The organism is Hymenobacter crusticola (assembly GCF_002154225.1).
GTDB lineage: Bacteria > Bacteroidota > Bacteroidia > Cytophagales > Hymenobacteraceae > Hymenobacter > Hymenobacter crusticola.
This window is the reverse complement of record NZ_MTSE01000005.1, coordinates 334897-356819: the sequence shown is the minus strand read 5'-3', so window position 1 is coordinate 356819 and position 21923 is coordinate 334897. Positions and strand designations below refer to the sequence as shown.

Here is a 21923-nt window from a genome sequence, read left to right as displayed (position 1 = left end):
GTTTGGTAAATAGGTTGAAGATTCATGGAGAGCAGGGAATTTTACTGATCAGAAAAGGCGCGGAGGGGCAGCGTTGCGGAAAGGAAAGAGAGGTTAGTTGCCGGGGATTTTGTCTTTATAAGTGGCCCAATTGCTCACAAGGTTGTTCACTACCTTTTCGCCGGTCATGTAAGCCGACTCGAGCGACGGGAGGTAAGCCGAGTAGCCTTTGTCTTGGCCGTGTTCTTCATTAGCTAGGCTCTGAATGGCCGTAATGCCGGGGTGCTGCATCGTGAAGTTGCTGGCCGTGCGGAGCACCATGTAGCGCTGAAAGTCCACTTTGCCGGCTTTGGCCAAAAATTCCAACGACTGCCCCGTGCCGGTATCTTCCATGGCCGAGGTCACGAAGTTGCCCTTACCTTGGGTCCAATAGTTCACCCAATCGTTGGCCCACTCATTGGCGTACTGGCCGTGCCAGTAGGTCATGGCGGCTAGATGGTCGCCCATCATCACCTTAGGGGGTTGTTGGGCGGCGGAGTAGTTGGTATAAGCCATTCGCATCTCCCGGATCTTGTCGTTGTCGGGCAGCTTCAGGTCTTTGGTCAGGTTGTAGGCCCAGTGCACCAGGCCGGCGTTGAGGTGCATGGCGTTGTTGTACTCGCCGGCGCGGGCGGGCTCCTGGTACGGCTTGGTCTTGCTCAGCGGGATGTAGCCCGTCGTCCACTCTTTCGGCATCTCGCGCGAGTCGATTTCGTGGGCTAGGTCGCCGTCGACCAGCCACTCCGACCACACCGCCGAGCCGGTGCTACCATCGGCCGGGTCGATGCCGGCAATGCCCGCCACCATCCAGTACGCGTGCGACAAGTCGAAGCGCGGGTCCATGCCAAGCGCCATGATGGAGGCTGCTGACCTAGCCGTGCCCATGCCCGTGCAAATGCCGAGCACTTGTTTTTCGGGGCTGTAGCGCAGGTTGCGGTAGCCCTGCGGAAAAGCAATAGTCTCTTTGAGCGGTAGGCGCTCCACCCAGTATTGAAACTCGCCCGGCGTATCGCCCGTGTCTTCGCCACGCTCAAACATGGTGATAATCACGACCCGCACCGGAATGGGCTTAGCCGATGGCTTGTTCTTAGAAGCGGGAGCTTGCCTAGAAACAGTAAGTGTGGTAAAGAGGAAAAACAGAGCAGGGAAAAGTTTTCTCATGCAGGTACTGGTATGGTGTGAAGTGGTATGGGTTGGGTGGCTACTACTTGTTTTGGAGGGCTACTTCCTGGTTGATCTTCGCCACGAAAGCCTTCCATTTCTGCTGCCAAGCAGCAAGAGCTAGCTTTTTTTCGGCGGCGCTCAGGTAGCTGTATTCGATGCCGTTGAGGGCTAGCTTTTTCAAGTCGCGCAGGTCTAGCTCCCAGGCCAGCAGAATCGACCAATAGTCGGGTGTGACGCCCACGTAGTCAAAAATCTCCGGATCGTCGGGGCTGATGGAAATCTGGATGCCGTGCTTAATCCAGGCGTGCGCCGGGTGCATGCGCAAGTCGCCGATGTAATCCAGAATCTGGTTGCTAAGCGGGCTGACCTCAAGGCAGATGTCGTTCTTGCGCACCAGTTCCTCGGCCGCGGGGAAGAAGGACAGGTTGAAGCCGTGCCCAATGCGGGTGCTGTTCAGCAAAGCCGCGTCGTACAGGTTGTTGGTGTGCTGCCAGGCACTTTCCCCGTCGTGCAGGCAAAGCGGCATGTCGATGCCGTAGACGCGCGTCAGCGAGTCGCGCGTAAACCATGCCTTCCGGAAGTAGTCGGTGGTGTGGCCTGCATCTTCGTGGGCCACCAGATCGTAGGCGACCACCGAGCTAGGATAGCGCTTGCGCAGCTCAAATGCTTTTCGCAGATCCGCCGTAATAATATCCAGCGAGCGGAAACGCGTGTTGGTATAAATCAGCTTAAACGTAAAAGTCGGGTCGCGCTGAGCCCGAATACGTTGGGACGCCTGCTGAAAATACCGAATGATCGAGTCGGCGGGAAAGGAGCCGGCTGGGTGCTGCAAGTCGTACAAGCTGCCATTGAGCGACGTGCGCAACTCCACGTGCTGCACGCCATCGGCAGCCAGCGAATCGAAGGTGGCCGTGTACAAGTCTTTGAAAATTGGCTGGTAGCTCGTAAAGCCCCCTAGCCGCTGGAAGCAGCGCTCAAACTCGCGCCATACATCCACCGAATCTTGACTTTCGGCTGCGTCGAAGGTCAGCAAGTCGTGCAGCTTCTGGGGGAAATTTTGAACAGTGTCGTTCAGAATCTGAGTGGGGTAGAAGCCCGCGGGAGCTTCGCGCGGCCTAAAAAAGAAGATTTGGCCCTTAACGTACTGCTGGTTATCGGGTTGCCAGTACACGTAACATTGCGGCTCCCGCAACGCGCGCTGCACAATCCACCATGAACTGCCGCCCGCGTTCGGGTGCAAGTGATGAATGCCGCCCTTCGGCATTTTGCGCAGCAGCTGAAACAACTTCGTGGCGTACATGTGGTTCCGCGCCCGGTAGAAATTGCGCCCCGGCGGGAAATAGTGCGTGGAGTCGTAGTGCCCGAGCAACTGCTGCCGCAAATAAATGAGCTTTCGGTTCGCCTGCTGCTCTTCGGCCGATAACACGATGGCGGCGTTGAATGCCCGCGCGCTATCCGCGGCTAGTAACGCTCGGCGCTGCCTCTCATACGCGGCGGCGTTCTGGCTCGGCCGGTACGCATTATTCGGTGCACGAAGCGTAGCCGCGTTGGGCAAATGGCTGGTCGAGCAGCCAGCAACCATAAAAAGGTAGACGAACCACTTCAAAGGCGCTAGGCTTTTAACAGCCATGCCTATAAAAAAACGCTTCTCAAGGGTGCTTAAGAAAGGAGCAGCGCTAACACCAGCTTTTTTGCAACAATGACTTCCCAATGCTTACACCATCCGTTCGTTCAACCACAGCTAGACTATAATAGATAGATCCAAATTGCTCTAGCCCACGGATAAAATAAAGCAACTGCTAGCAAGCTATACGGTGCCTTTCTTCCGAAATAAATAGACTGAGAAGAACATCCAACCTAGCTTAGCAATACCTAGCTCCAAGAATGAGAAGGCAACCTAGCAACGGATTAGGATAAATACAAAGATTATGTACACTTTACCGAAATAGCTTAGCAGTACAAGGGGTATTTGAATAAAAGTATAGGTTAATGTGAAAAAGACCTATGCTCTAGAAGGGTATAAGAATGAAAAATAGTATCAAAGAAAGCAAAGTGCCTTTCAAGCAAGAGGGGCGGCAGCTGCAAAAAGAAGAGGCGACCAGTATACTGGTCGCCTCTTCTTTTTGCTTATTGAACAAGATCAACTGAGCTATTATGCTTCTCCAGTGGCCAGCACAGGCTCGGTTTGAGCGGCATTGACAGAATCCGGATCGTGCTTATGTCTGAAAAGCAGAACGAATAGTACAGCAATGACCAGCGCGTAAGCTGCAAAAGCTAGCCAGATGCTATGCCAATCCTTGCTCTGGTCGGCGGGATTGGTGAAGTACTCCTGAATCACCCAGCCGCTGACCGAGCTACCTAGCACCGCGCCAAAGCCATTGGTCATCATCATAAACAAGCCTTGCGCGCTAGCACGGATGGATGAGGTCGTTTGTGTTTCGACGAACAAGGAGCCGGAAATGTTGAAGAAGTCGAACGCCATGCCATACACGATGCACGACAGGATGATCATCCACAGGCCCGTGCCAGGGTTGCCGTAGGCTAACAGGCCAAAACGTAACACCCACGCGACCATGCTGAATAGCATCACCTGCTTGATACCGAAGCGTCGCAGAAAGAACGGAATAGCCAAGATGAACAACGTTTCAGAGATCTGTGAGATGGACATGATCATGGCCGGGTGCTGCACCGCGAAGGTGTCCTGGTAGGCCGGTATCTTGTCGAAATCGTGCAAGAAGGTGTCGCCGTAAGCATTAGTAAGCTGCAAAGCCGCCCCCAGGAGCATTGCAAACAGGAAGAAGGTCAGCATCTTCGGGTCGCGCAGCAGGGCAAACGACTTCAGACCTAGGGTATCGACCAAGGAGCGGCTAGGCGTACCCTTGGAAAGAGGCGGGCACTTGGGTAGGGTAAACGCGTAAAGCCCTAGTATAATAGCGGCAATAGCGGCGACGTAGAACTGATTACCTGATTTCTCGAAACCTAGCAAACTCACCGTCCACATGGCCGCAATGAAGCCGATGGTGCCCCACACCCTGATCGGTGGATAATCCTTGACTACGTCGAGGCCCTCGCGCTTCAAGACCGAATACGAGACGGCAATAGACAACGATAGCGTAGGCATGTAGAACACCATGTTCAGCAGCATCACCAAGAACATCGTTTCGGGCGAGGCCACTGAGGGAACGATGGCCAGCATCACGCCGCCCAGCAAGTGCAGAATACCGTAAAGCTTTTCGGCGTTGATGTACTTATCGGCCAGGATGCCCATGAGCGACGGCATCACGATAGACGCCAACCCCATGGTGGAAAAGATGAGTCCGAACTTCGCCCCCGACCATTGCTTGGTCTGGAACCAGTACGCCCCAATAGTTATCAGCCACGAACCCCAAATAAAAAACTGTAAGAAGCTCAGGATGGTAAGACGCAGCTTGGTGTTCATGCAGAGGCAGTTTGGAATGAAGAAGAATTCGGATCCTAAAGATACTAAGGATTCTTGTTGAAGAAGGGGCAGCACGGGGCTATGCCTGCCAGTGAAAACGGGCAGGAAGGACAGAGCACCGCCGCTACCCTAGCCAGTAAGCTACTTGCTGCCGGCAACCTAGCCCTTGCAAACCGCCCACCTCAACGCTAAACTTACCCAAGCAACCTAACAATAGCTAGGTAGCCGCCAGCGACAATGCTAACGGCCACAAAAAAGGCTTCTCCCTTTCGGAAGAAGCCTTTTGAAAAACTAGCGCGGGGAAGCTTAGATAGCGGCAAAGCGCTTGTTTACTTCATCCCAGTTGATGGCGTTGTAGAACGCAGCGATGTAGTCGGGGCGCTTGTTTTGGTACTTCAGGTAGTACGCGTGCTCCCATACGTCGAGGCCTAGTACGGGCACGCCTTTGCAGCCGGAGTCAGGCATCAGTGGGTTGTCCTGGTTTGGAGTCGAGCAGATTTGCAGCGAGCCATCGGGCTGCTTGCAGAGCCATGCCCAGCCCGAGCCGAAGCGCGTGGTAGCGGCCTTGGTGAACTCTTCCTTGAACTTTTCATAGCTGCCGAAAGCCTTCGTGATGGCTTCGCCAATAGCGCCGGTTGGTTCGCCGCCACCATTCGGACCTAGGATGGTCCAGAACAGGGAGTGATTCCAGTGGCCGCCGCCATTGTTGCGCACTGCCGCGGGGGCTTTGGCGATGTTGTGCAGGATTTCTTCCAGCGACTGGTTTTCCATTTCCGTACCCTGAATCGCGTTGTTCAGGTTGGTCACGTACGCCTGGTGGTGCTTCGTGTGGTGGATTTCCATGGTTTGCGCATCGATGTAAGGCTCGATGGCGTCGTAGGCGTAAGGCAGCTGGGGCAGTTCGAAAGCCATAGTCAGAGGGTTAAGTGGATTAGTGAGATGGTAACGTGGTGAGTTAGGAAATAACAAACGTAGGAGCGAATGGGTTATGCCCGCCGCTCGGTTAGCCTGCTACGCCGCTCCTCATTTCGCCGCTAAAAGTAGAGTTATTTCCGTTTTTGGGCGAAAAACTGTTGCATCAATTCCGCGCCCTCAGCCGCCAGGATGCCCGTCGCCAGCTCGGTGCGCGGGTGCAATAGGTTGCCGTGCCGTCGAAAGCCGCGTTTTTCCTCGTGCGCGCCATATACCACGCGCTGCACTTGGGCCCACGCGCTAGCGCCCGCGCACATCACGCACGGCTCGATGGTCACATACAGCGTGCAGTCGGAGAGGTATTTATTGCCGACGTGGTTGGCGGCCGCCGTGAGGGCTAGCATTTCCGCGTGGGCCGTCACGTCGCGCAGCTTCTCGGTTTGGTTGTAGGCGCGGGCAATAATCTGCCGCTCCAGCACGACCACAGCGCCAATCGGAATTTCATCCTCTGCCAACGCGTAGCGCGCTTGCTTCAGCGCCTCTCGCATGTAGTGCTCGTCGCTGTATAAAGAAAGAGTCATAAATGATAGCGTGACTGAGCAATTGAGTGGCGGAGTGACTACAACAAAGTCGTTCGACGACCCACTCAGTCACTCCGTTACTCAGTTACTCTATTTCATGGAAATGCTCGCCATGACGGCTCGGGCGGTCGGCTGCCACTGCGGTAGCTCTTCGGCGGGCGCGTTGAAGGTGAATACGTAGAGCTGGTCGCCCTGAATGGTGTACTGCAGGAACTGATAGCGACGAATAGGCGCTAGGTTGGCATTGCGCCGTGTGTCGTTCAGGGTTGAGGTGAACTCCAGCGTCACGAAGTCGCGCTTGTTGATGGTGCGAATATCTTCGGTAAGAAACTCCACTTTTGAATACGTATTCTGAATGCTCGCCTTGTAAATCTTGAGCAGCAAAGCATAGTCACGGTCGGTGAAGGTGCTTGGCTTCTGGGCTACGCTCACATCTACGCGGCCGTTGGGGTTCGAAAAAACGGCCAGCGGCTTGCGCGGCGCGGGGTACTTGGCGGCAATGCCATCGTCGGGCAAGGGCGCGAAGCCCTCCGGAACACCTAGGGTGATGTTTTTGCCAACCGGCGTTTTCTTCAGCTTCGGTGCCGGCATATGAAAGGCAACAAGCGTGAATAAGGCCAACAACGGTACGAAGCGTAAAAGGGAAACGGGGATTTTCATATAACAAAGTAAATAGAACCGGCTGTAGGAACGCGCCACGGCGCATTCTCGCGTGCACAACCTAGCTTGAAAAACAACCACGATAGTCGCTTCTGCTTCCCGTCAAACGCTGAATGCGCTGTGGCTCGTTCCTACAAAAAAACCTTCGCGACCTAGGTCACAAAGGTTTTTTTAGAAGAGTGGGAAGCTAGCTGCTAGCGGCGCTTTTTGCTCGCTGCTGCCTTCGACGGATACTTCACGCGCACCTGCTTCCAGTACACATAGTTACCGGTTTTGGCCTCGACTAAGTACGTGCCAGCCGGAATCCGACCTAGGTCGACGGGCTGGCCCGTGTTATTTAGCGGATCGAGGGCCGTAGTGTACACGGGCACGTTCTTGTAGTTGGTCATCACCAGCGTACCGGGTTTGGTAAACTGCTGCGTGAAGCTCAGCATAATGGTTTGGGAGCTAGGATCGGGGTACACGTCGATGCCCGAAAGCGTTTCAACGCGCTTGATAGGACCATCGAGCACTACGGGCTCGGCACCGCTCGATTTCGACTTGACAACGGCACCCGTAGCAGCAGATTTAGATTTGGTTTTAACCTTCGTCGGGGTTTGCGCGTGGGCTGCCGAAATAGTGAGCAAGGCAGCGGCGCAACTGAAAAGAATAGTGCGTTTCATGTAAAAACTAAGGAGGAGATTAAAACAGAATGTCACTTGAAAAGGCACACTCCGTACCAAAATGCATGGAGCTTACGCAAAAAACCGCGTTATGCCTTCACAAAGTGAATTTTAATAGATGAAAGTTCTAATCTGACCTGGCTAAAATCCGGGCGCGTCGGCCGGTCGACTTATTTTTCCTGCCTACCTTCGCTTTCCGAAATTTAGTATCGAATCACCTCTTAACCATCTGCGGTCCATGCTCCGAACGCATACCTGCGGCGAACTCCGCCTCGATAACGCTGGCCAAACTGTCACACTTACAGGCTGGGTGCAGCGCACCCGCGACAAAGGCGGCATCTTTTGGGTTGACCTGCGCGACCGGTACGGCATCACCCAGCTAACGCTAGAAGAAGGCGTGGAAGCCGACGAGCTGCGCGAGCTAGCCCGCACCCTAGGTCGGGAATTTGTGGTGCAAGTTACTGGTAAAGTGGCCGAGCGCTACTCCAAAAACGAGAAGATTCCGACGGGCGCCATCGAGATTCGGGTGCAACAGCTGGAGGTGCTCAACCCCGCTAAGCTGCCGCCCTTCCTCATCGAAGACGAAACCGACGGCGGCGACGACCTGCGGATGAAGTACCGCTACCTCGACCTGCGCCGCACCCCCGTGCGCCAGAACTTGATGCTGCGCCACCGCATGGCCCAAGCCGTGCGCCGCTACCTCGATGGTGAAGAGTTTATTGAAGTAGAAACGCCCGTGCTCATCAAGAGCACGCCCGAAGGCGCCCGCGACTTTGTGGTGCCCTCGCGCATGAACCCCGGCGAGTTCTACGCCCTGCCGCAGTCGCCCCAAACCTTCAAGCAACTGCTGATGGTGTCGGGCTTCGACCGCTACTTCCAGATCGTGAAGTGCTTTCGCGACGAAGACCTGCGCGCCGACCGCCAGCCGGAGTTCACCCAGATTGACTGCGAAATGGCCTTTGTGGAGCAGGAAGACATCCTGAATACTTTCGAAGGCTTGGTCAAGTACCTGTTCAAGGAAGTGAAAGGCCTTGAAATCAGCGAGCTGCCGCGCATGACGTACGCCGATGCGATGCGCTTCTACGGCAACGACAAGCCCGACACGCGCTTCGAAATGAAGTTCGTGGAGCTGAGCGACATCGTGAAAGGCCAGAACTTCCCGGTGTTCGATAAGGCGGAGCTGGTGGTCGGCATCAACGCCATCAACTGCGCCGTGTACACCCGCAAGCAGCTCGACGAGCTGACGGAGTTCGTGAAGCGCCCGCAGCTAGGTGCTACCGGCCTCGTATACGCCCGCGTCGAAGCGGGTGGCACCGTGAAGTCGTCGGTTGATAAGTTCTACTCGCAGGAAGAATTGCAGAAGTGGAAAGAAGCCTTCAACGCGAACGAAGGTGACCTGCTGCTCATCTTGGCCGGCGACGCCAACAAGACGCGCAAAGCCCTGAGTGAGCTGCGCCTGGAAATGGGCCAGCGCCTAGGTCTGCGCGACAAAGACACGTTCTCCCCGCTGTGGGTCGTAGACTTCCCGTTGCTTGAGTACATCGAGGAAGAAGGCCGCTACTTCGCCATGCACCACCCCTTCACTTCGCCCAAGCCCGAGGACCTAGCGTTGCTCGATAACCCCAACACCATCGGTGAAGTGCGGGCCAACGCTTACGACATGGTTATCAACGGTGTGGAAGTCGGCGGCGGCTCCATCCGTATCCATGATCGTGGGGTGCAGGCGCGCATGTTCTCGCTGCTAGGTTTCTCTGATGAAGAAGCAAAAGCGCAGTTCGGCTTCTTGCTCGACGCCTTCGAGTACGGCGCTCCGCCCCACGGTGGCATCGCCTTCGGCTTCGACCGCCTATGCTCGCTCTTCGGCGGTGCCGACAGCATCCGCGACTTCATCGCCTTCCCGAAGAACAACTCTGGCCGCGACGTGATGATCGACTCGCCCGCCCAGATTTCAGAAGCGCAGCTGAAGGAGCTGAGCATCAAGACGGCGGTAGTTCCGACGAAGTAGCAGCTACTTTACCATTTAAACAAAAGCGGCACCTGATGGATCAGGTGCCGCTTTTAGTTTTATTCTATTTCCCAACCAGTACTTTCATCAAACTCAGTTCTTTCAGCTGGTGTCATGCGTTCCCGGAGTAATTTGATCGTATAGCCACCAATGAGTTTCTTGCCTCTGGTATAGTTCCAATCGGTCACTAAGCTGGTATCTACTTTAACTTTTTGACCTTCCTTAACCTGCTTAGTAAACTCAGGAACGTTATCTACAACGCCATACAACTGACTATTCTCGACAGTTAAATTGCTTAGCCAGATGTGCTCTACTTGTTCTCCATCGTCGTAGTGCACCTTAACGGCGAAGTTGGAATTTGCAGAATCTTGTTGCTGCATAGCTGATAGAAACTGGGAGAAACTGGCTTTGCCTCGCTTAATAGCTAGGGTCATTTCTGGATCATTTGATTCGATGGAATACACACCTTTTTCTCTTTCTGCAGGCTTGGTACTAGAAGGATCGCAGCTTATGCAAGCGAACAAAATTAGAGAACAGTATAAACAGGAGAAGTCTTTCTTGATCATTATAAGGAAGTGAGTATGGTATGCGAAATTTACTATGTATTGCTTGATATAATAGATGACAATTATTGATTCCAGAAGAGCAGAAAGCCCTCCAATAAATAGTGCAGCACAAGCAGTGATTTTTCCTAGTTTTGGCTAGCTGAATTTTGATGGCCCGGCTAGCTGCTGCATGCGCATGAAACGAAGTATCGTTCTGTGGCTTTGGGTGATGTACCTGGGGATAGGATCTGCACCTAGGGTGTGGGCCATGCCGCCAGCAGGGCATGCGCCTACCCTATTATTCGATACCTTCACAACCGCCAACGGCCTGTCGCAGAATAGCGTGTCGACTATGTTACAAGACCAGCGCGGCTTTCTGTGGCTAGGTACCCAGGATGGCTTGAACCGATTTGAGGGAACGGGTGTTCACGTGTTTCGCAACGACCCACAGCGCCCAGGAAGCTTAAGTAGTAACTACGTTCTTTCCCTGACGCAAGACCAGAAGGGCAAAATATGGATTGGGACTGGCGGCGGTGGGCTTTGCCAATACAACCCGCTAACTGGCCGGTTTCGCGTCTTTCAATCTAAGCCTAACGAGCGGGGTAGCATTACCGATAACTTTGTTCGAGTGGTGTTCTGTGACCGGGAAGGCCGCATCTGGGTCGGGACGGAAGACGGGCTGCACCAAGTAGGAAATGATGGTGAGCCTGTGCAGCGCTTTCAACACGCACCCACGGAAGAGGCGGGCGTCCGGCACAATTCTATTCGAGCAATTGCGCAAACCGTGGATGGCGCGTTGTGGGTCGGTACGGGTGAGGGGAGGGTCAGCCGGCTCGACCCGCGCACCAATCAGCTGGTGCCACATCCACGTTGGCAAGCCGCCAGCTCTATTACTTCCTTATTCCCCGATTTGCAAGGAGGCCTGTGGGTTGGTACTGAAACGGATGGTATTGCGTACTTAGGTGCCCACGGGGAAGCGGCGCAAGTAATCAGGGCTACTAACCAACCTGGCGGTTTGCCCAGCAACAACATCCACGCCTTATTGCTGGATAAGCTAGGTACTATGTGGGTGGGTACTGCCACGGGCCTAGCCCGCTACCGACCGCAGGACAAGAATTTTGACACGTTCCTACACGCGCAGCATGACCCGCATTCGTTGCCTGGCAACGTAGTGCAGTCGTTGTTTGAAGACCGCACAGGTCTGTTGTGGGTAGGGACCGAGGCCGGCCTGAGTAGCTTCAGTGGGCAGCCCGCCGCTTTCGCGAGCTACCCAATTAGTAAGCGTGGAGGCGGGCCGTTGTGGGCGGTGTGCGAAGATGTGGCTGGCCGCGCTTGGGTCGGGACGGAAAGTGAGGGGTTGGTATGCTACAACCCTAGCACGGGGGCGCGCAGCGAGTTTCGCCACAACCCACAAGACCCTGGCAGCCTCAGCGAAGACCATGTGCGAGCAATATGGTTTGACCGCAAAGGTCGTTTGTGGGTAGGTACCCAAAGCCAGGGGCTAGACTGCCTAGAGCCGGGCAGTACCCAGTTCCGCCATTACCGCCACGACCCGGAAGCGCCCTACACAATCAGCGATAATTTTATTCGGGCGCTGTACGAGGACCGGCAGGGACGCCTGTGGATTGGTACCGAAAATGGCCTAAACCAGTATGATGCTACCTCTGGAAGATTCATCACTTTTCAGAACAATCCGAAAGATCCGGCTAGCCTAAGCAACAACTTTGTGCGGGCTATTTGCCAAGATCATCAGGGCAGGCTTTGGATCGGGACAGGTGGTGGCGGCTTGTGCCAATTTGATGCGCAGGCAAGAAAGTTTCGAGCCTTTAAAGCCAATACCCGGCGGACGAAAACGCTGAGTAGCAACTTCGTGCGTGCCATCTTGGAAGATCGGACGGGCACGTTATGGATTGGGACGGAAGGTGGCGGCTTTTGCCGACTTGATGATGCCCAGCAGGGTTATTTTACCACGTTCCGCGAACCGCAGGGCTTGCCCAATGATATGGTGTATGGCCTGTTGGAGGACGCACAGGGCAACTTATGGCTTTCCACCAACAAGGGCATAGCGCGCTTTATGCCACGCACGCGGCAGTTTCACAACTTCGACACGCGCGACGGGTTGTTGCAGGACGAGTTCAACGCGGGCGCCTGCTACCGGGGCCGCAGCGGCCGCTTCTACTTTGGAGGCGTGAGCGGGTTGGTCGTCTTCCGGCCCGGTGAGGTGCGCGTTAACAACACGCCGCCGCCAGTCGTGCTAACAGAGTTCCGCAAGTTCAACGAGCCCGTGACGCTGGATACGTCTATTACGGAGCGTCACCTGATCCGCTTAAGCCCCCGCGACTATTTCTTTTCCCTACGCTTTGCCGCCCTAAACTTCCGGCGCCCCGACAAAAACAAGTATGCGTACCGGCTCGAAAACTTTGATCGGGGCTGGGTAGTAACGGGTAGCCGCAACGAAGCCACTTACACCAACTTAAGCCCTGGAACTTATACTTTCTGGGTGCGGGCCACTAACAACGATGGCGTGTGGAACCAAGCCGGCACGGCGCTTATCATTGTAGTAGAGCCACCTTGGTACCAAACGTGGTGGTTTCGGGTGCTTGGCAGTTGGGGCGTGTTTGGGGTGTTGTTCTTCGCGTACCGGGTGCGGGTGCGCCAATTGCTGGCTATGGAGCGGGTCCGCCACGGCATCGCCCGCGACCTCCACGACGATATGGGCTCCACGCTCAGCAGCATCTCCATCCTAAGTCAGCTAGCCCGCGACCACCAGCAGCACCAACGCCCCGAGCAAGCGAGCCACTTACTGGAGCAAATTGGAGACAGTTCGCGGCGTATGCTCGACGCCATGGACGATATTGTGTGGGCCATCAATCCTGCCCACGACTCGCTAGACGATGTAACGGCCCGCATGCGCCGCTTTGCCTCCGAAGTGCTCGAGAGCCGCGGCATCGACTTTAGCTTCCGAGTGGCACCATCTGTACAAGGACTGCGCCTGGATATGCAGGCCCGCCGGGAGTTTTTCCTGCTGTTCAAAGAAGCTGTGAATAACCTAGCTAAGTACGCCCAGGCCAAGGAAGCGGCTATCAACCTCTTGTATGAGCGCAACCGTCTGATCTTGAAAGTAGAAGATGATGGAGTGGGCTTCGACCCCAATGCGCCAGCCCGGGGTGGTGGCAACGGTATGGTAAATATGCAGGCACGGGCTGCCGTATTAAAAGGTACGCTTACCATTCAAACAGCGCCCGGCCAGGGCACGAAAATAGAGTTAAGCATTCCACTAGATAGCTAGGTTGGCAAGAATAATTAGCGCGCCGAGCAAAGGGAAGATGTTGAAATAGTAAACTGATAATTAGTTTGTTAACTTATGCATATGTGCCGTTTTAGGTAACAGCAAGTAGTTGTTAGCAGCCGCGGTATCACATGATTATGCAGTCGCGCGGCGTTCGGGGCTGTCGTACCTTGGTGACATAATTCAACTCGTTATGGAAACATCGACTCGCGTACTCATTTACGAAGACAATCCCGATTTGCAGGCTAGCCTAAGTCAGCTGATAGCAGGCGCCCCAGGGTTGTCGTTAGTAGGAGCTTTTGGTAATTGCACGCAAGTAACAACCGACGTGGCCCGTCTGCAGCCCCACGTAGTGCTAATGGACATCGATATGCCTGGCATCAATGGCATTGAAGGCTTACGCCGTATAAAGGCTAATGCGCCTACCATTAATGTGGTGATGCTCACAGTGTTTGAGGAAAACGACCGGGTTTTCGGGGCTGTGTGCGCCGGGGCTGATGGCTACTTGCTCAAGAAAACGCCCCCAGCCCGTCTGCTCGAAGCTATCAGTGAGGTGCGCGCCGGCGGTGCTCCCATGACGCCCGCTATTGCTCGCCAAGTGCTACAGCTTTTTCCAAAGGCACCAGCTTCTCCTTCCGCGGGCAACGACGAATCGGCCGCCAACCTAAGCGCCCGCGAACGGGAAATCCTGCGGCTCTTGGTCGAAGGCTACAGCTACAAAATGATTGCCGCCGACCGAGGCATCAGCATTGATACGGTGCGTTCGCACATCAAAAAGATTTACGAAAAGCTTCACGTGCGCTCGATGACGGAGGCCGTTAGCAAAGCTTTGCGCCAGGGCTTGACCTAGGCCAGCTGGGGTCAACTTATCACATCATTATGTGATTGACGGCGGGTGCCAAGAATGAGTATCTTGTAGGGTTAGCAGTAGTGCTCACTTTGCAGAGCAAGTTCCATCATGAACGCACGGCGCCCCAAGGGCGCCTAAACCTCCCCTCTGTTGTATGGCAAAGCCACGTCGTCATCTCGCCCTGATTCTGTTGGGTCTCTGCCTCACCAAGCAGCCCGCCCTAGCCTGAGCTAGGTCAGCAACAAAGTGCCACCCCCGCGGTTTTCTGCCAACAGCTTATCTTCTCTGTGGTAGCCAATTGGCGGGCTTCAGCCCTGATCTGACCTAGATTCCATTGCGTGCATCGGGGTGAATAGGCTATCTTCGGAGTAGTTACATTCCGTTAGCAGCCTTTCCCATGCAGATTCTGCAAAAAACCTCGCTCGATCAGCTCTTCATTCTCGACATCGAAACGGTGCCGTGCGTGGGCTGTCACGATGAGCTGAATGATATGTTGCGGCTGCTGTGGGAGCACAAGTGCCACGCTTTGCGCCGTGAGAAAGGCTGGAGCTCGAGCCGCGCCGACGTGGAAGAAATGCCTTCGCACTTGGAGGCTGCCAGCCTCTTCGAGCAAGCAGGCATCTACGCTGAGTTTGGCCGCGTGGTGTGCATTTCGGTTGGGTGCTTTTACCTAGATAAGCAGGAGGAGCAGTGGCGCTTCAAAGTGAAAAGCTTTGCCGACCACGACGAGAAAAAAATGCTGCAGGAGTTTTCGACGCTGCTAGCGCGCAAACCAAACTACCTGCTGTGCGCGCACAATGGGAAAGAGTTTGACTTTCCTTACCTAGGTCGTCGCCTGCTTATTAATGGCTTGCAACTGCCACCTCAGCTCGACATCGCGGGCAAAAAACCCTGGGAGATACCCCACCTCGACACCATGGAGCTGTGGAAGTTTGGCGACCGGAAATCCTTCACATCGCTGGCTTTACTGGCGGCTATGTTTGGCATTCCAACGCCCAAAGACGACATCTCGGGAGCCGATGTAGCGCGCGTGTACTACAGCGACAATGACTTGCCGCGCATTGTGCACTATTGCCAAAAAGACATTATTACTACCGCCCGACTGCTCCAGCGCTTCCGCGGCGAAGTGCCCTTTGGTGATAATGCCGTGGTGTACGCCGACGAGGTTGGCGTGGTTATGCGCCGCGTATGAGATTTGCACGTCTGCCACGGGGCGTTGCGTTTGAAAGTAGGGTGGGAGTAGGCATGCAAAACGCAAGGTTGAGCTAGCTGCTAAATCCGAGTGGTAGGTGCCTGTCGTATGGATCTTTTCTTGAATAGTAATAATCAAGAAAAAAGTTGCACTAGGCTTTCGCCTTACGACCACGCTCGCCATGATCTTAACCCAAAGCCTATTAGAGGAAGTAAAGAACTTCGTGTTGCGCAACGAGCTGATGCAAGTGGGCAGCATTGCCGATGAGCGGGAAAGTGCCGCGCAGAATGCTTTAGGACGCATAGTGCCCCTAGCAGTCAGTAGTTTAATTGAATTAGCGGAGCAAGCAAGCGGCCGTGAGGTAGTGTGGAGCATGGCTCACGAAGCAGCGAAATCGGAGTTGTTAAGCAACCCTCACAAAACCTTGTACGCCACTAAATCTATTTCGAGCCGGGGCGCCAAACTAATCAGCTCACTATTAGGGGAGCGGTACGACAGCGCCGTGCAAAGCATTGCCTCAGCTACGGACATTCAACCTGCGTCGGTCACCAACCTGCTGAACATTGTAGTGCCTGTTGCCCTCGGTCTGCTGGGCGAACAGGCAAGCGAGCACAACTGGAATGCTGAATCGCTGAGCCAGTGGTTGCGCACTCAGCAAGGTCAGCATACGAGCCCATCCGGCGTTCCTACGCTGGTAATGCCAGCAGCAACCTTCAAGACGCCAACTCACTCCCAACAGCGTACCACACATTCAGCCGAAAAAACAAGTCGTTGGCTCTGGATTGCCTTGGTGGTGGCTTCTTGCGTTATCGGTTACTTGCTAGGTTATCAACCTACGCAAGAAAGCTATCCGCAGGCAGGCAACTTAGCATCTCGAGCAGCGGGCGGAACTGCTGCCGATGGGCCCTGGGATGCTGTGAACCCAGCTGCTATTGCGGCCAACGGCAATTACAGCACCGCTAACGGGAGCTACATCTACGGGCAGGCCGGCGTGCCAGCTGTGCTCAAACTCAAAGGGGGCCTACGCCAAATAATTGGTGTGAACTCTACGGAGAATAAGCTGTATCAATTCTTGGCCAACCCAGCTGCTCAGGTCGATACGCTTAGCTCGGGCAACGACTGGATTACTTTCGACCGCATTTATTTTGAACCGAACAAGGCGATCCTGACGCCGGAATCGATGTGGCAGCTATCAAACGTAGCAAGTATTCTCAATACGTTTCCCCAGGCCCATGTTCAGCTAGGGGGCTATACCGACAGCACAGGTGGGTTTGTGCTCAATGAAAAGCTGAGTGCGGCGCGGGCACAAGCAGCAAAAGCGACGCTCGTCAAGATGGGCGTTGAGGCCGCCAGTGTGAAAGCGAAAGGATATGGCTCGCGGCACAACATTGCCAGCAATACTACCGAAGACGGACGAGCACTAAACCGGCGCGTAAGTATTCGGGTAACAAAAAAATAAAACGTCTTTTTAAAGGAGGATAATGAAAAAGAGCGGCCCCATTAGCCGCTCTTTTTCATTGGGAAACGTATAAGCAGCTCGTCAGTTGGCGCTTGATTACCAAGTATTTGTAAACTAAGTATTTGGTGTTTATCCGCTAACTTTTTGTATTATCACGTCCTCAAAACGTAACTGCTAATCCTATGATTATGACGCAAAGTCTACTGGAAGAAATAAAGAGCTTTATCCTCCGTAATGCTCTTACGCAAACCGGCGACCTAGCCCGCGAGGAAGAGCTAGGTATTCGGAGTGCCCTGCGTCGCATTGTACCCCTCACGGTGAACAGCCTGATCGAGTTGGCCGAGCGCGTAGGAGGTAGAGATGTCGTGTGGGGTATGGCGCGTGAGGCATCGAAAGCGGCCGTGCTGAGTAGCCCGCAGCAAATGCTACGGCACGAGGCAGCCGTAGATGCCAACCGCGGCGTGAATCTGATCAAGTCATTACTTGAGGACCGGTATCAGGGTGCCGTGCGTAGCATTGCAGTAGCCGCTGGGATTCAAACAACTTCCGTCGCTGACCTACTCAATATTGTAGTGCCCGTAGCATTGGGAATGCTAGGGGAGCAGGTAACTGAGCACGGCTGGGATGCTGAAGAGCTGAGCTTGTGGCTGCAAAGTCAACGGGAACACCACCCGGCGCAGCCAGTAGCCGCTACGCCGTTGCTCGCCAGCATTCCTCATATAGAGATGGCTAGGCCAGCGACGGTGGCACAAACAGTTGACAAAACAAGCCGCTGGCTGTGGGTGGCACTAGTCGTGGCGGCGGCCCTTATTGGATACCTAGTGGGCTACAAGCCCGGAGCGGTGGAGGCACCTAGCTCGGCAGCGCTGACTGGTGTTGATGGGTTTGCTACGCCCGCCAACGCTACCAATAAGAAGTCAGCAACAGAAACAAACACCGCCGCGACCGTTAACGGCCATTACGATCAAGCTAGCGACAGCTACATCTACGACACTGGGCTCCCGACGGTGCTAAAGCTGAACAACGGAACCAAGCAACTGGTAGGCGCCAATTCGACGGAGAGTAAACTTTATCAATTCCTGGCGGACGCTAACACACAAGTTGACTCGGTGAACCGCACCAAGGGTTGGATCAGTTTCGACCGTGTGTACTTCGAGCCAAATAAGACGACGCTTACGGCCGAATCATTGGTACAGCTGCAAAACGTAGCCGATATTCTGAAAAATTTCCCGACGGCCAAAGTGAAAATCGGCGGCTATACCGACACGCGCGGTGATGCTTTCAAAAACCTGAAGTTGAGCGAGGACCGGGCGAAAGCTGCAATGGCTACACTGATTAATATGGGAATTGCCACAGCGCGCATTGAGGCCAAAGGTTACGGCGACAAACACGGTATTGCCAGCAACGACACCGAAGATGGTCGTGCCCTCAACCGCCGTATCAGTCTTCGCGTTACGAGAAAATAGAAGTGATTTTAGGCTTTTGGCATAGTAGTTGTAAAACCACCTATTACAACTACTTACCATACCATAATAGTTAAAGCCTATACAAAAAGTTTACTACTTTACTACTTACACAAAGGGCGACCATTATGGTCGCCCTTTGTGGTTTTAAAGAAGTTGATTGCTAAGTAGTTTGAATAACCAGTTGGCATCAGAAAGAACCTAGCTAAAGCGTGTAGATGACTCTGTAGAAGATGTTTGCCATTGACTAATACGAATTCACATTCTACTGCAAGGCAGTACGCAGAAGCCCCTTCTTGGTAGTCCCTAATTTAGGATTACCAAGAAGGGGCTTCTGCGTAATATAGATTACAACAGGTTTTACAAGAGGCTGCTTGCAATCCCTGGTAGTACGCCTAAGAGAATAGTCAACAAAGCTAGGATCACCAAGACAGCTGATTGAAACCCACTAACTACGATTGGGGTCGTGGCTGCTTCGTCAGCAGCAGGACGCATGTACATGGCAATAACTGGGCGCAGGTAATAGTAAATACCTACCATCGACATAACCACGGCAAACACGACCAAGCCAATGTAGCCTTTGTCGACAGCCGCGCCGAACAGGAAGAATTTGCCGAAGAAGCCACCCGTGAGCGGGATGCCAGCCAATGAGAGCATCGCTACCGTCAGGACGAAGGCAAGCAAAGGGTTTGTTTTTGCTAGGCCATTTAACCCGTCATAGTCTTCGCGCTGGCGTTGGTCGATGACAAGCTTGAGCACGGCAAAGGACGCGACAGTTGCAATAGAATAAGCCAGCGAATAAAAGAATATACCGTTTTCGGAAAGTTTGCCATTGAGTGCTACCAGCCCGATAAACAAGTAGCCAGCGTGCGAAATGCTAGAGTAAGCGAGCATACGCTTAGCGCTGGATTGCGCCACCGCTCCTACGTTGCCGATAAGTAAAGTCAGCACCGTCATGGCCATAATGGTCGGAACCCAGAAGCTTTGGGCCGTGCTGAAAGCAAACAGCAACAGCTTCAGAAATGCGGCGAAGCCAGCGGTTTTTACCACTGTGCTCATGAAGGCCGTGAAAAAGGTGGGCGTTCCTTCGTACACGTCGGGAGTCCAGTAGTGGAAGGGGGCTGCCGAAACTTTGAAGCCTATGCCAATAAACATCAGCAACATGCCGATGTAAAGCATAGGCATAAAGCTAGCATTGGCTGGGTTGGCAACACCGGCGCCGATTTGGGTGAGCTGAAATGTGCCCGTAGCGCCATATACCAGCGCAATGCCAAATAGTAGAATGCCCGTGGCAAATGAGCCCATGAGGAAGTACTTCAGCGCGGCCTCGTTGGAGCGCACGTTACGCTTGTCGGAGCCAGCTAGTACGTACATCGAAATGCTTAGAATTTCGATGCCTACAAACAGCATCAGCATGTTATCGTAGCTCACCATCATGATGGCGCCTACCAGCGCAAATAATAACAGTGAGTAGTACTCAGCTAGGTTTGCTTCGCCATCGTGCACATATTTCTCGGAGAAGGGGAGGAGAAGCAGTGTCGTAAGAACCACAATGCCCGTGAAAGCCACCGAATAGTTATCGATGGTGAGCATATTATTGAAGTACGACTGCGGCGCAGCTCCCCAATCCAGCACATTGGCGCCAAAAGCTAGCAACAGGATAACGAGGGCTGCTGGCAGCAAAATGCGATTGGAGCGCAAAAAGCCTAAGAACAGATTGGCAATGCCGAGAACAGAAAGAAGAACAATAGAAGTCATATCGGCTGAATGTAATGCGAAGCAGAAGCTTCACGCATCGTTGAACGACAATCGATAAAGGGAAACACAGGGCCCAGACGCCACACGAAGCGCAGGCTTCGCGCCGCTGCACACTATCGTTTTACAATATCGAGCAGCTGAATAATGCTAGGTTCGGAGATGTGCAGGAAGGTGTTAGGGAACAAGCCGATCCAGAATACTAGCACAATCAGTGGTGCCAACACAGCTAGCTCAGCGCCCGTCAAGTCGCGGAACGTGGCCGTGAGTGATGTGTCAGGGCCGAGCATCACGCGCTGGAACATGCGCAGCAGGTACACTGCCGCAAAGATGATGGTCAAGCCGGCGGCAGCTCCTAACCAGGCGTTGTACTCGTACACACCGGCTAGCAGCAGAAATTCGCCCACAAAACCCGCCGTGAGTGGCAAGGCCACCGTGCTGAGCAACATAACGAGGAAGGTGACGGACAGCACCGGTGTATGGCGGGTAAGACCACCTAGGTCAGATATTTCGCGGGTGCCCGTGCGGCGCTCAATGGCGTCGGCCACGAAGAACATACCAACAGCGTTTACGCCGTGGGCAAGCATCTGAATAACAGCACCTTGCAGGCCAATTTGCGTGAGCGAGAACACGCCCGCGGCCATCAGACCAACGTGCGAAAACGACGAGTAAGCTATCAGGCGCTTGAGGTCGCGCTGACGAATGGCGATGATGGCGCCGTAAATGATGCCAATGACCGCTAGGATCATTACCAGCTTGCTCCACTGGCTTACGCCCAGCGGCACAACAGGCAGCAGCCACCGCAACGTGCCGTAAATACCCATTTTCAGCATGATACCCGACAGCAGCATGGTTGCTGGTGCAGGTGACTCGGTGTAGGTATCCGGTTGCCAAGTATGAAAGGGAAAGATGGGCATCTTCACTGCGAAAGCAATGAAAATCAGCCAGAACAGCCAGGATTGCTGCGCAGCGCTCAGGCTCAGGTTATAAAACGCGAGTAAGTCGGAACTGCGTTCGGCACCATTAACACCCGTTTGAAAGTAGAGGTACACGAAGGCCGCCAGCATGAACAGCGAGCCAATAATGGTGTAGAGGAAGAACTTAAACGTGACTTGCACGCGCCGCTCGCCACCCCAAACGCCGGCAATGAAGTAGATCGGGATAAGTGCCACTTCCCAAAAGAAGTAGAACAGAAAGGCGTCCAGCGACACAAACACGCCAATCAGACCCGTTTGCATGAATAGAATGAGGGCGTAAAAAGCCGACGCATTCTTATAGTCGTGGCGGAAAGAAGCTAGTATGATCAACGGCACCAAAAAGGTGGTGAGCAGTACCAGCAACAAACTCAACCCATCGAGCCCGATGTGAAACCGAATGCCAGAGGAGGCAATCCAGGGTTGATCGATGGCAAACTGGGTTGCCGCTGATGATTTGGAAGCAACGGCCACTACTACCGCCAGCACAAATTCAAGCAACGCCGCCCCAAACGCCACCACGCGGGCAGTGCCACCTTTAAAGAAGTGCAGCAGCAACGCAGCCGCTAGGGGGAAAAAAAGGAGAACAGCTGTAAGCATTAGGTAAGCAAGTTATTCTTTTGACGCTCGAATTCTTCTTGCGTGAGTACGCCTTGGTTGCGCAGATCACGAAGCTTCGTGAGTTCATCAGCTAAAGAAGGAAAAGAAGGCGCAGCAGGAATGACAGTAGGAGTTTTGCGAAGAGCTAGGTAAAAAGCAGCAAACCAGCCAACTATTGACCACCCTGCTAGTAGATTCACCAGAAAAATAATTAAGATATCTGGCCGTTTACGGCCAAGAATAGACGGTAGGAAATGCAGTACTGCTCCAATAGGAAGAGCCATGAGCATAATGAGCATCAGCTCACTGCTGCTTATATCTCCCAGGAAAAGAAGGATACTGCGCATTGATACAA

17 protein-coding genes are annotated in these 21923 nt (G+C 53.9%); 6 read left to right on the top strand and 11 right to left on the bottom strand.

Features of this window, described 5'->3' with window-relative positions:
- Nucleotides 1–93: 93 nt before the first annotated feature.
- The 7 genes from BXP70_RS12825 to BXP70_RS12795 form a co-directional block, all read right to left on the bottom strand.
- Nucleotides 94–1179: a purine nucleoside permease gene (locus BXP70_RS12825; protein ID WP_086594472.1), complete on the bottom strand. Its 1086-nt coding sequence runs from the start codon at nucleotides 1177–1179 to the stop codon at nucleotides 94–96.
- Between the two features lie 43 nt (nucleotides 1180–1222).
- Nucleotides 1223–2764, bottom strand: coding sequence for an adenosine kinase (locus tag BXP70_RS12820; protein WP_179197679.1), 1542 nt, complete (start codon nucleotides 2762–2764; stop codon nucleotides 1223–1225).
- A 570-nt stretch (nucleotides 2765–3334) separates the two neighbouring features.
- A complete protein-coding gene (locus tag BXP70_RS12815) occupies nucleotides 3335–4621 on the bottom strand; it encodes a nucleoside permease (RefSeq protein WP_086594470.1) in 1287 nt (428 codons plus the stop codon).
- Between the two features lie 306 nt (nucleotides 4622–4927).
- Complete coding sequence (locus BXP70_RS12810) at nucleotides 4928–5533, bottom strand: superoxide dismutase (RefSeq protein WP_086594469.1); 606 nt, start codon at nucleotides 5531–5533, stop codon at nucleotides 4928–4930.
- Between the two features lie 134 nt (nucleotides 5534–5667).
- Nucleotides 5668–6114, bottom strand: a complete 447-nt coding sequence (locus BXP70_RS12805; RefSeq protein WP_086594468.1) for a nucleoside deaminase — start codon at nucleotides 6112–6114, stop codon at nucleotides 5668–5670.
- Between the two features lie 90 nt (nucleotides 6115–6204).
- Nucleotides 6205–6774: a hypothetical protein gene (locus BXP70_RS12800; protein WP_143436481.1), complete on the bottom strand. Its 570-nt coding sequence runs from the start codon at nucleotides 6772–6774 to the stop codon at nucleotides 6205–6207.
- A gap of 194 nt (nucleotides 6775–6968) precedes the next feature.
- Nucleotides 6969–7436, bottom strand: a complete 468-nt coding sequence (locus BXP70_RS12795; RefSeq protein ID WP_086594466.1) for a hypothetical protein — start codon at nucleotides 7434–7436, stop codon at nucleotides 6969–6971.
- Nucleotides 7437–7674: 238 nt separating this feature from the next.
- Here BXP70_RS12795 and aspS point away from each other — a divergent pair, with 238 nt between their 5' ends.
- Nucleotides 7675–9441 carry an aspartate--tRNA ligase gene (aspS, locus tag BXP70_RS12790; RefSeq protein WP_086594465.1) on the top strand — a complete coding sequence of 589 codons (1767 nt, stop codon included), beginning with the start codon at nucleotides 7675–7677 and terminating at the stop codon, nucleotides 9439–9441.
- Between the two features lie 59 nt (nucleotides 9442–9500).
- On the opposite strand, the gene BXP70_RS12785 is transcribed toward aspS, so the two are convergent.
- A complete protein-coding gene (locus tag BXP70_RS12785) occupies nucleotides 9501–10007 on the bottom strand; it encodes a DUF2314 domain-containing protein (RefSeq protein WP_086594464.1) in 507 nt (168 codons plus the stop codon).
- A gap of 175 nt (nucleotides 10008–10182) precedes the next feature.
- Here BXP70_RS12785 and BXP70_RS12780 point away from each other — a divergent pair, with 175 nt between their 5' ends.
- The 5 genes from BXP70_RS12780 (at nucleotide 10183) to BXP70_RS12760 (ending at nucleotide 18242) form a co-directional block, all read left to right on the top strand.
- A complete protein-coding gene (locus BXP70_RS12780) occupies nucleotides 10183–13275 on the top strand; it encodes a sensor histidine kinase (protein ID WP_179197678.1) in 3093 nt (1030 codons plus the stop codon).
- A 193-nt stretch (nucleotides 13276–13468) separates the two neighbouring features.
- A complete protein-coding gene (locus tag BXP70_RS12775; protein WP_086594462.1) occupies nucleotides 13469–14125 on the top strand; it encodes a response regulator in 657 nt (218 codons plus the stop codon).
- Nucleotides 14126–14522: 397 nt separating this feature from the next.
- Entirely contained in the window at nucleotides 14523–15317 is a 795-nt protein-coding gene (locus BXP70_RS12770; protein ID WP_245849621.1) for a 3'-5' exonuclease, read from the top strand.
- A 181-nt stretch (nucleotides 15318–15498) separates the two neighbouring features.
- A complete protein-coding gene (locus BXP70_RS12765) occupies nucleotides 15499–16776 on the top strand; it encodes an OmpA family protein (protein WP_086594461.1) in 1278 nt (425 codons plus the stop codon).
- 188 nt (nucleotides 16777–16964) lie between these two features.
- Nucleotides 16965–18242 carry an OmpA family protein gene (locus BXP70_RS12760; protein WP_179197677.1) on the top strand — a complete coding sequence of 426 codons (1278 nt, stop codon included), beginning with the start codon at nucleotides 16965–16967 and terminating at the stop codon, nucleotides 18240–18242.
- Between the two features lie 357 nt (nucleotides 18243–18599).
- Here the strand turns inward: BXP70_RS12760 and BXP70_RS12755 are convergent, their stop codons facing one another.
- From BXP70_RS12755 to BXP70_RS12745, 3 genes are all read right to left on the bottom strand, one after another.
- Nucleotides 18600–19997 carry an NADH-quinone oxidoreductase subunit N gene (locus BXP70_RS12755; RefSeq protein ID WP_086594459.1) on the bottom strand — a complete coding sequence of 466 codons (1398 nt, stop codon included), beginning with the start codon at nucleotides 19995–19997 and terminating at the stop codon, nucleotides 18600–18602.
- A 113-nt stretch (nucleotides 19998–20110) separates the two neighbouring features.
- Nucleotides 20111–21568 (bottom strand): complex I subunit 4 family protein, encoded by a 1458-nt coding sequence (locus BXP70_RS12750; RefSeq protein WP_086594458.1) that lies wholly within the window; start codon nucleotides 21566–21568, stop codon nucleotides 20111–20113.
- Nucleotides 21568–21915, bottom strand: a complete 348-nt coding sequence (locus BXP70_RS12745; RefSeq protein WP_218779786.1) for a superinfection immunity protein — start codon at nucleotides 21913–21915, stop codon at nucleotides 21568–21570. Before BXP70_RS12745 ends, BXP70_RS12750 begins: the two co-directional genes overlap by 1 nt.
- Nucleotides 21916–21923 lie beyond the last annotated feature (8 nt).

Coding starts and splice junctions, on each gene's coding strand:
- BXP70_RS12825 (WP_086594472.1), bottom strand. CDS start 1,179: ATGAGAAAACTTTTCCCTGCTCTGTTTTTCCTCTTTACCACACTTACT.
- BXP70_RS12820 (WP_179197679.1), bottom strand. CDS start 2,764: ATGGTTGCTGGCTGCTCGACCAGCCATTTGCCCAACGCGGCTACGCTT.
- BXP70_RS12815 (WP_086594470.1), bottom strand. CDS start 4,621: ATGAACACCAAGCTGCGTCTTACCATCCTGAGCTTCTTACAGTTTTTT.
- BXP70_RS12810 (WP_086594469.1), bottom strand. CDS start 5,533: ATGGCTTTCGAACTGCCCCAGCTGCCTTACGCCTACGACGCCATCGAG.
- BXP70_RS12805 (WP_086594468.1), bottom strand. CDS start 6,114: ATGACTCTTTCTTTATACAGCGACGAGCACTACATGCGAGAGGCGCTG.
- BXP70_RS12800 (WP_143436481.1), bottom strand. CDS start 6,774: ATGAAAATCCCCGTTTCCCTTTTACGCTTCGTACCGTTGTTGGCCTTA.
- BXP70_RS12795 (WP_086594466.1), bottom strand. CDS start 7,436: ATGAAACGCACTATTCTTTTCAGTTGCGCCGCTGCCTTGCTCACTATT.
- aspS (WP_086594465.1), top strand. CDS start 7,675: ATGCTCCGAACGCATACCTGCGGCGAACTCCGCCTCGATAACGCTGGC.
- BXP70_RS12785 (WP_086594464.1), bottom strand. CDS start 10,007: ATGATCAAGAAAGACTTCTCCTGTTTATACTGTTCTCTAATTTTGTTC.
- BXP70_RS12780 (WP_179197678.1), top strand. CDS start 10,183: ATGAAACGAAGTATCGTTCTGTGGCTTTGGGTGATGTACCTGGGGATA.
- BXP70_RS12775 (WP_086594462.1), top strand. CDS start 13,469: ATGGAAACATCGACTCGCGTACTCATTTACGAAGACAATCCCGATTTG.
- BXP70_RS12770 (WP_245849621.1), top strand. CDS start 14,523: ATGCAGATTCTGCAAAAAACCTCGCTCGATCAGCTCTTCATTCTCGAC.
- BXP70_RS12765 (WP_086594461.1), top strand. CDS start 15,499: ATGATCTTAACCCAAAGCCTATTAGAGGAAGTAAAGAACTTCGTGTTG.
- BXP70_RS12760 (WP_179197677.1), top strand. CDS start 16,965: ATGACGCAAAGTCTACTGGAAGAAATAAAGAGCTTTATCCTCCGTAAT.
- BXP70_RS12755 (WP_086594459.1), bottom strand. CDS start 19,997: ATGACTTCTATTGTTCTTCTTTCTGTTCTCGGCATTGCCAATCTGTTC.
- BXP70_RS12750 (WP_086594458.1), bottom strand. CDS start 21,568: ATGCTTACAGCTGTTCTCCTTTTTTTCCCCCTAGCGGCTGCGTTGCTG.
- BXP70_RS12745 (WP_218779786.1), bottom strand. CDS start 21,915: ATGCGCAGTATCCTTCTTTTCCTGGGAGATATAAGCAGCAGTGAGCTG.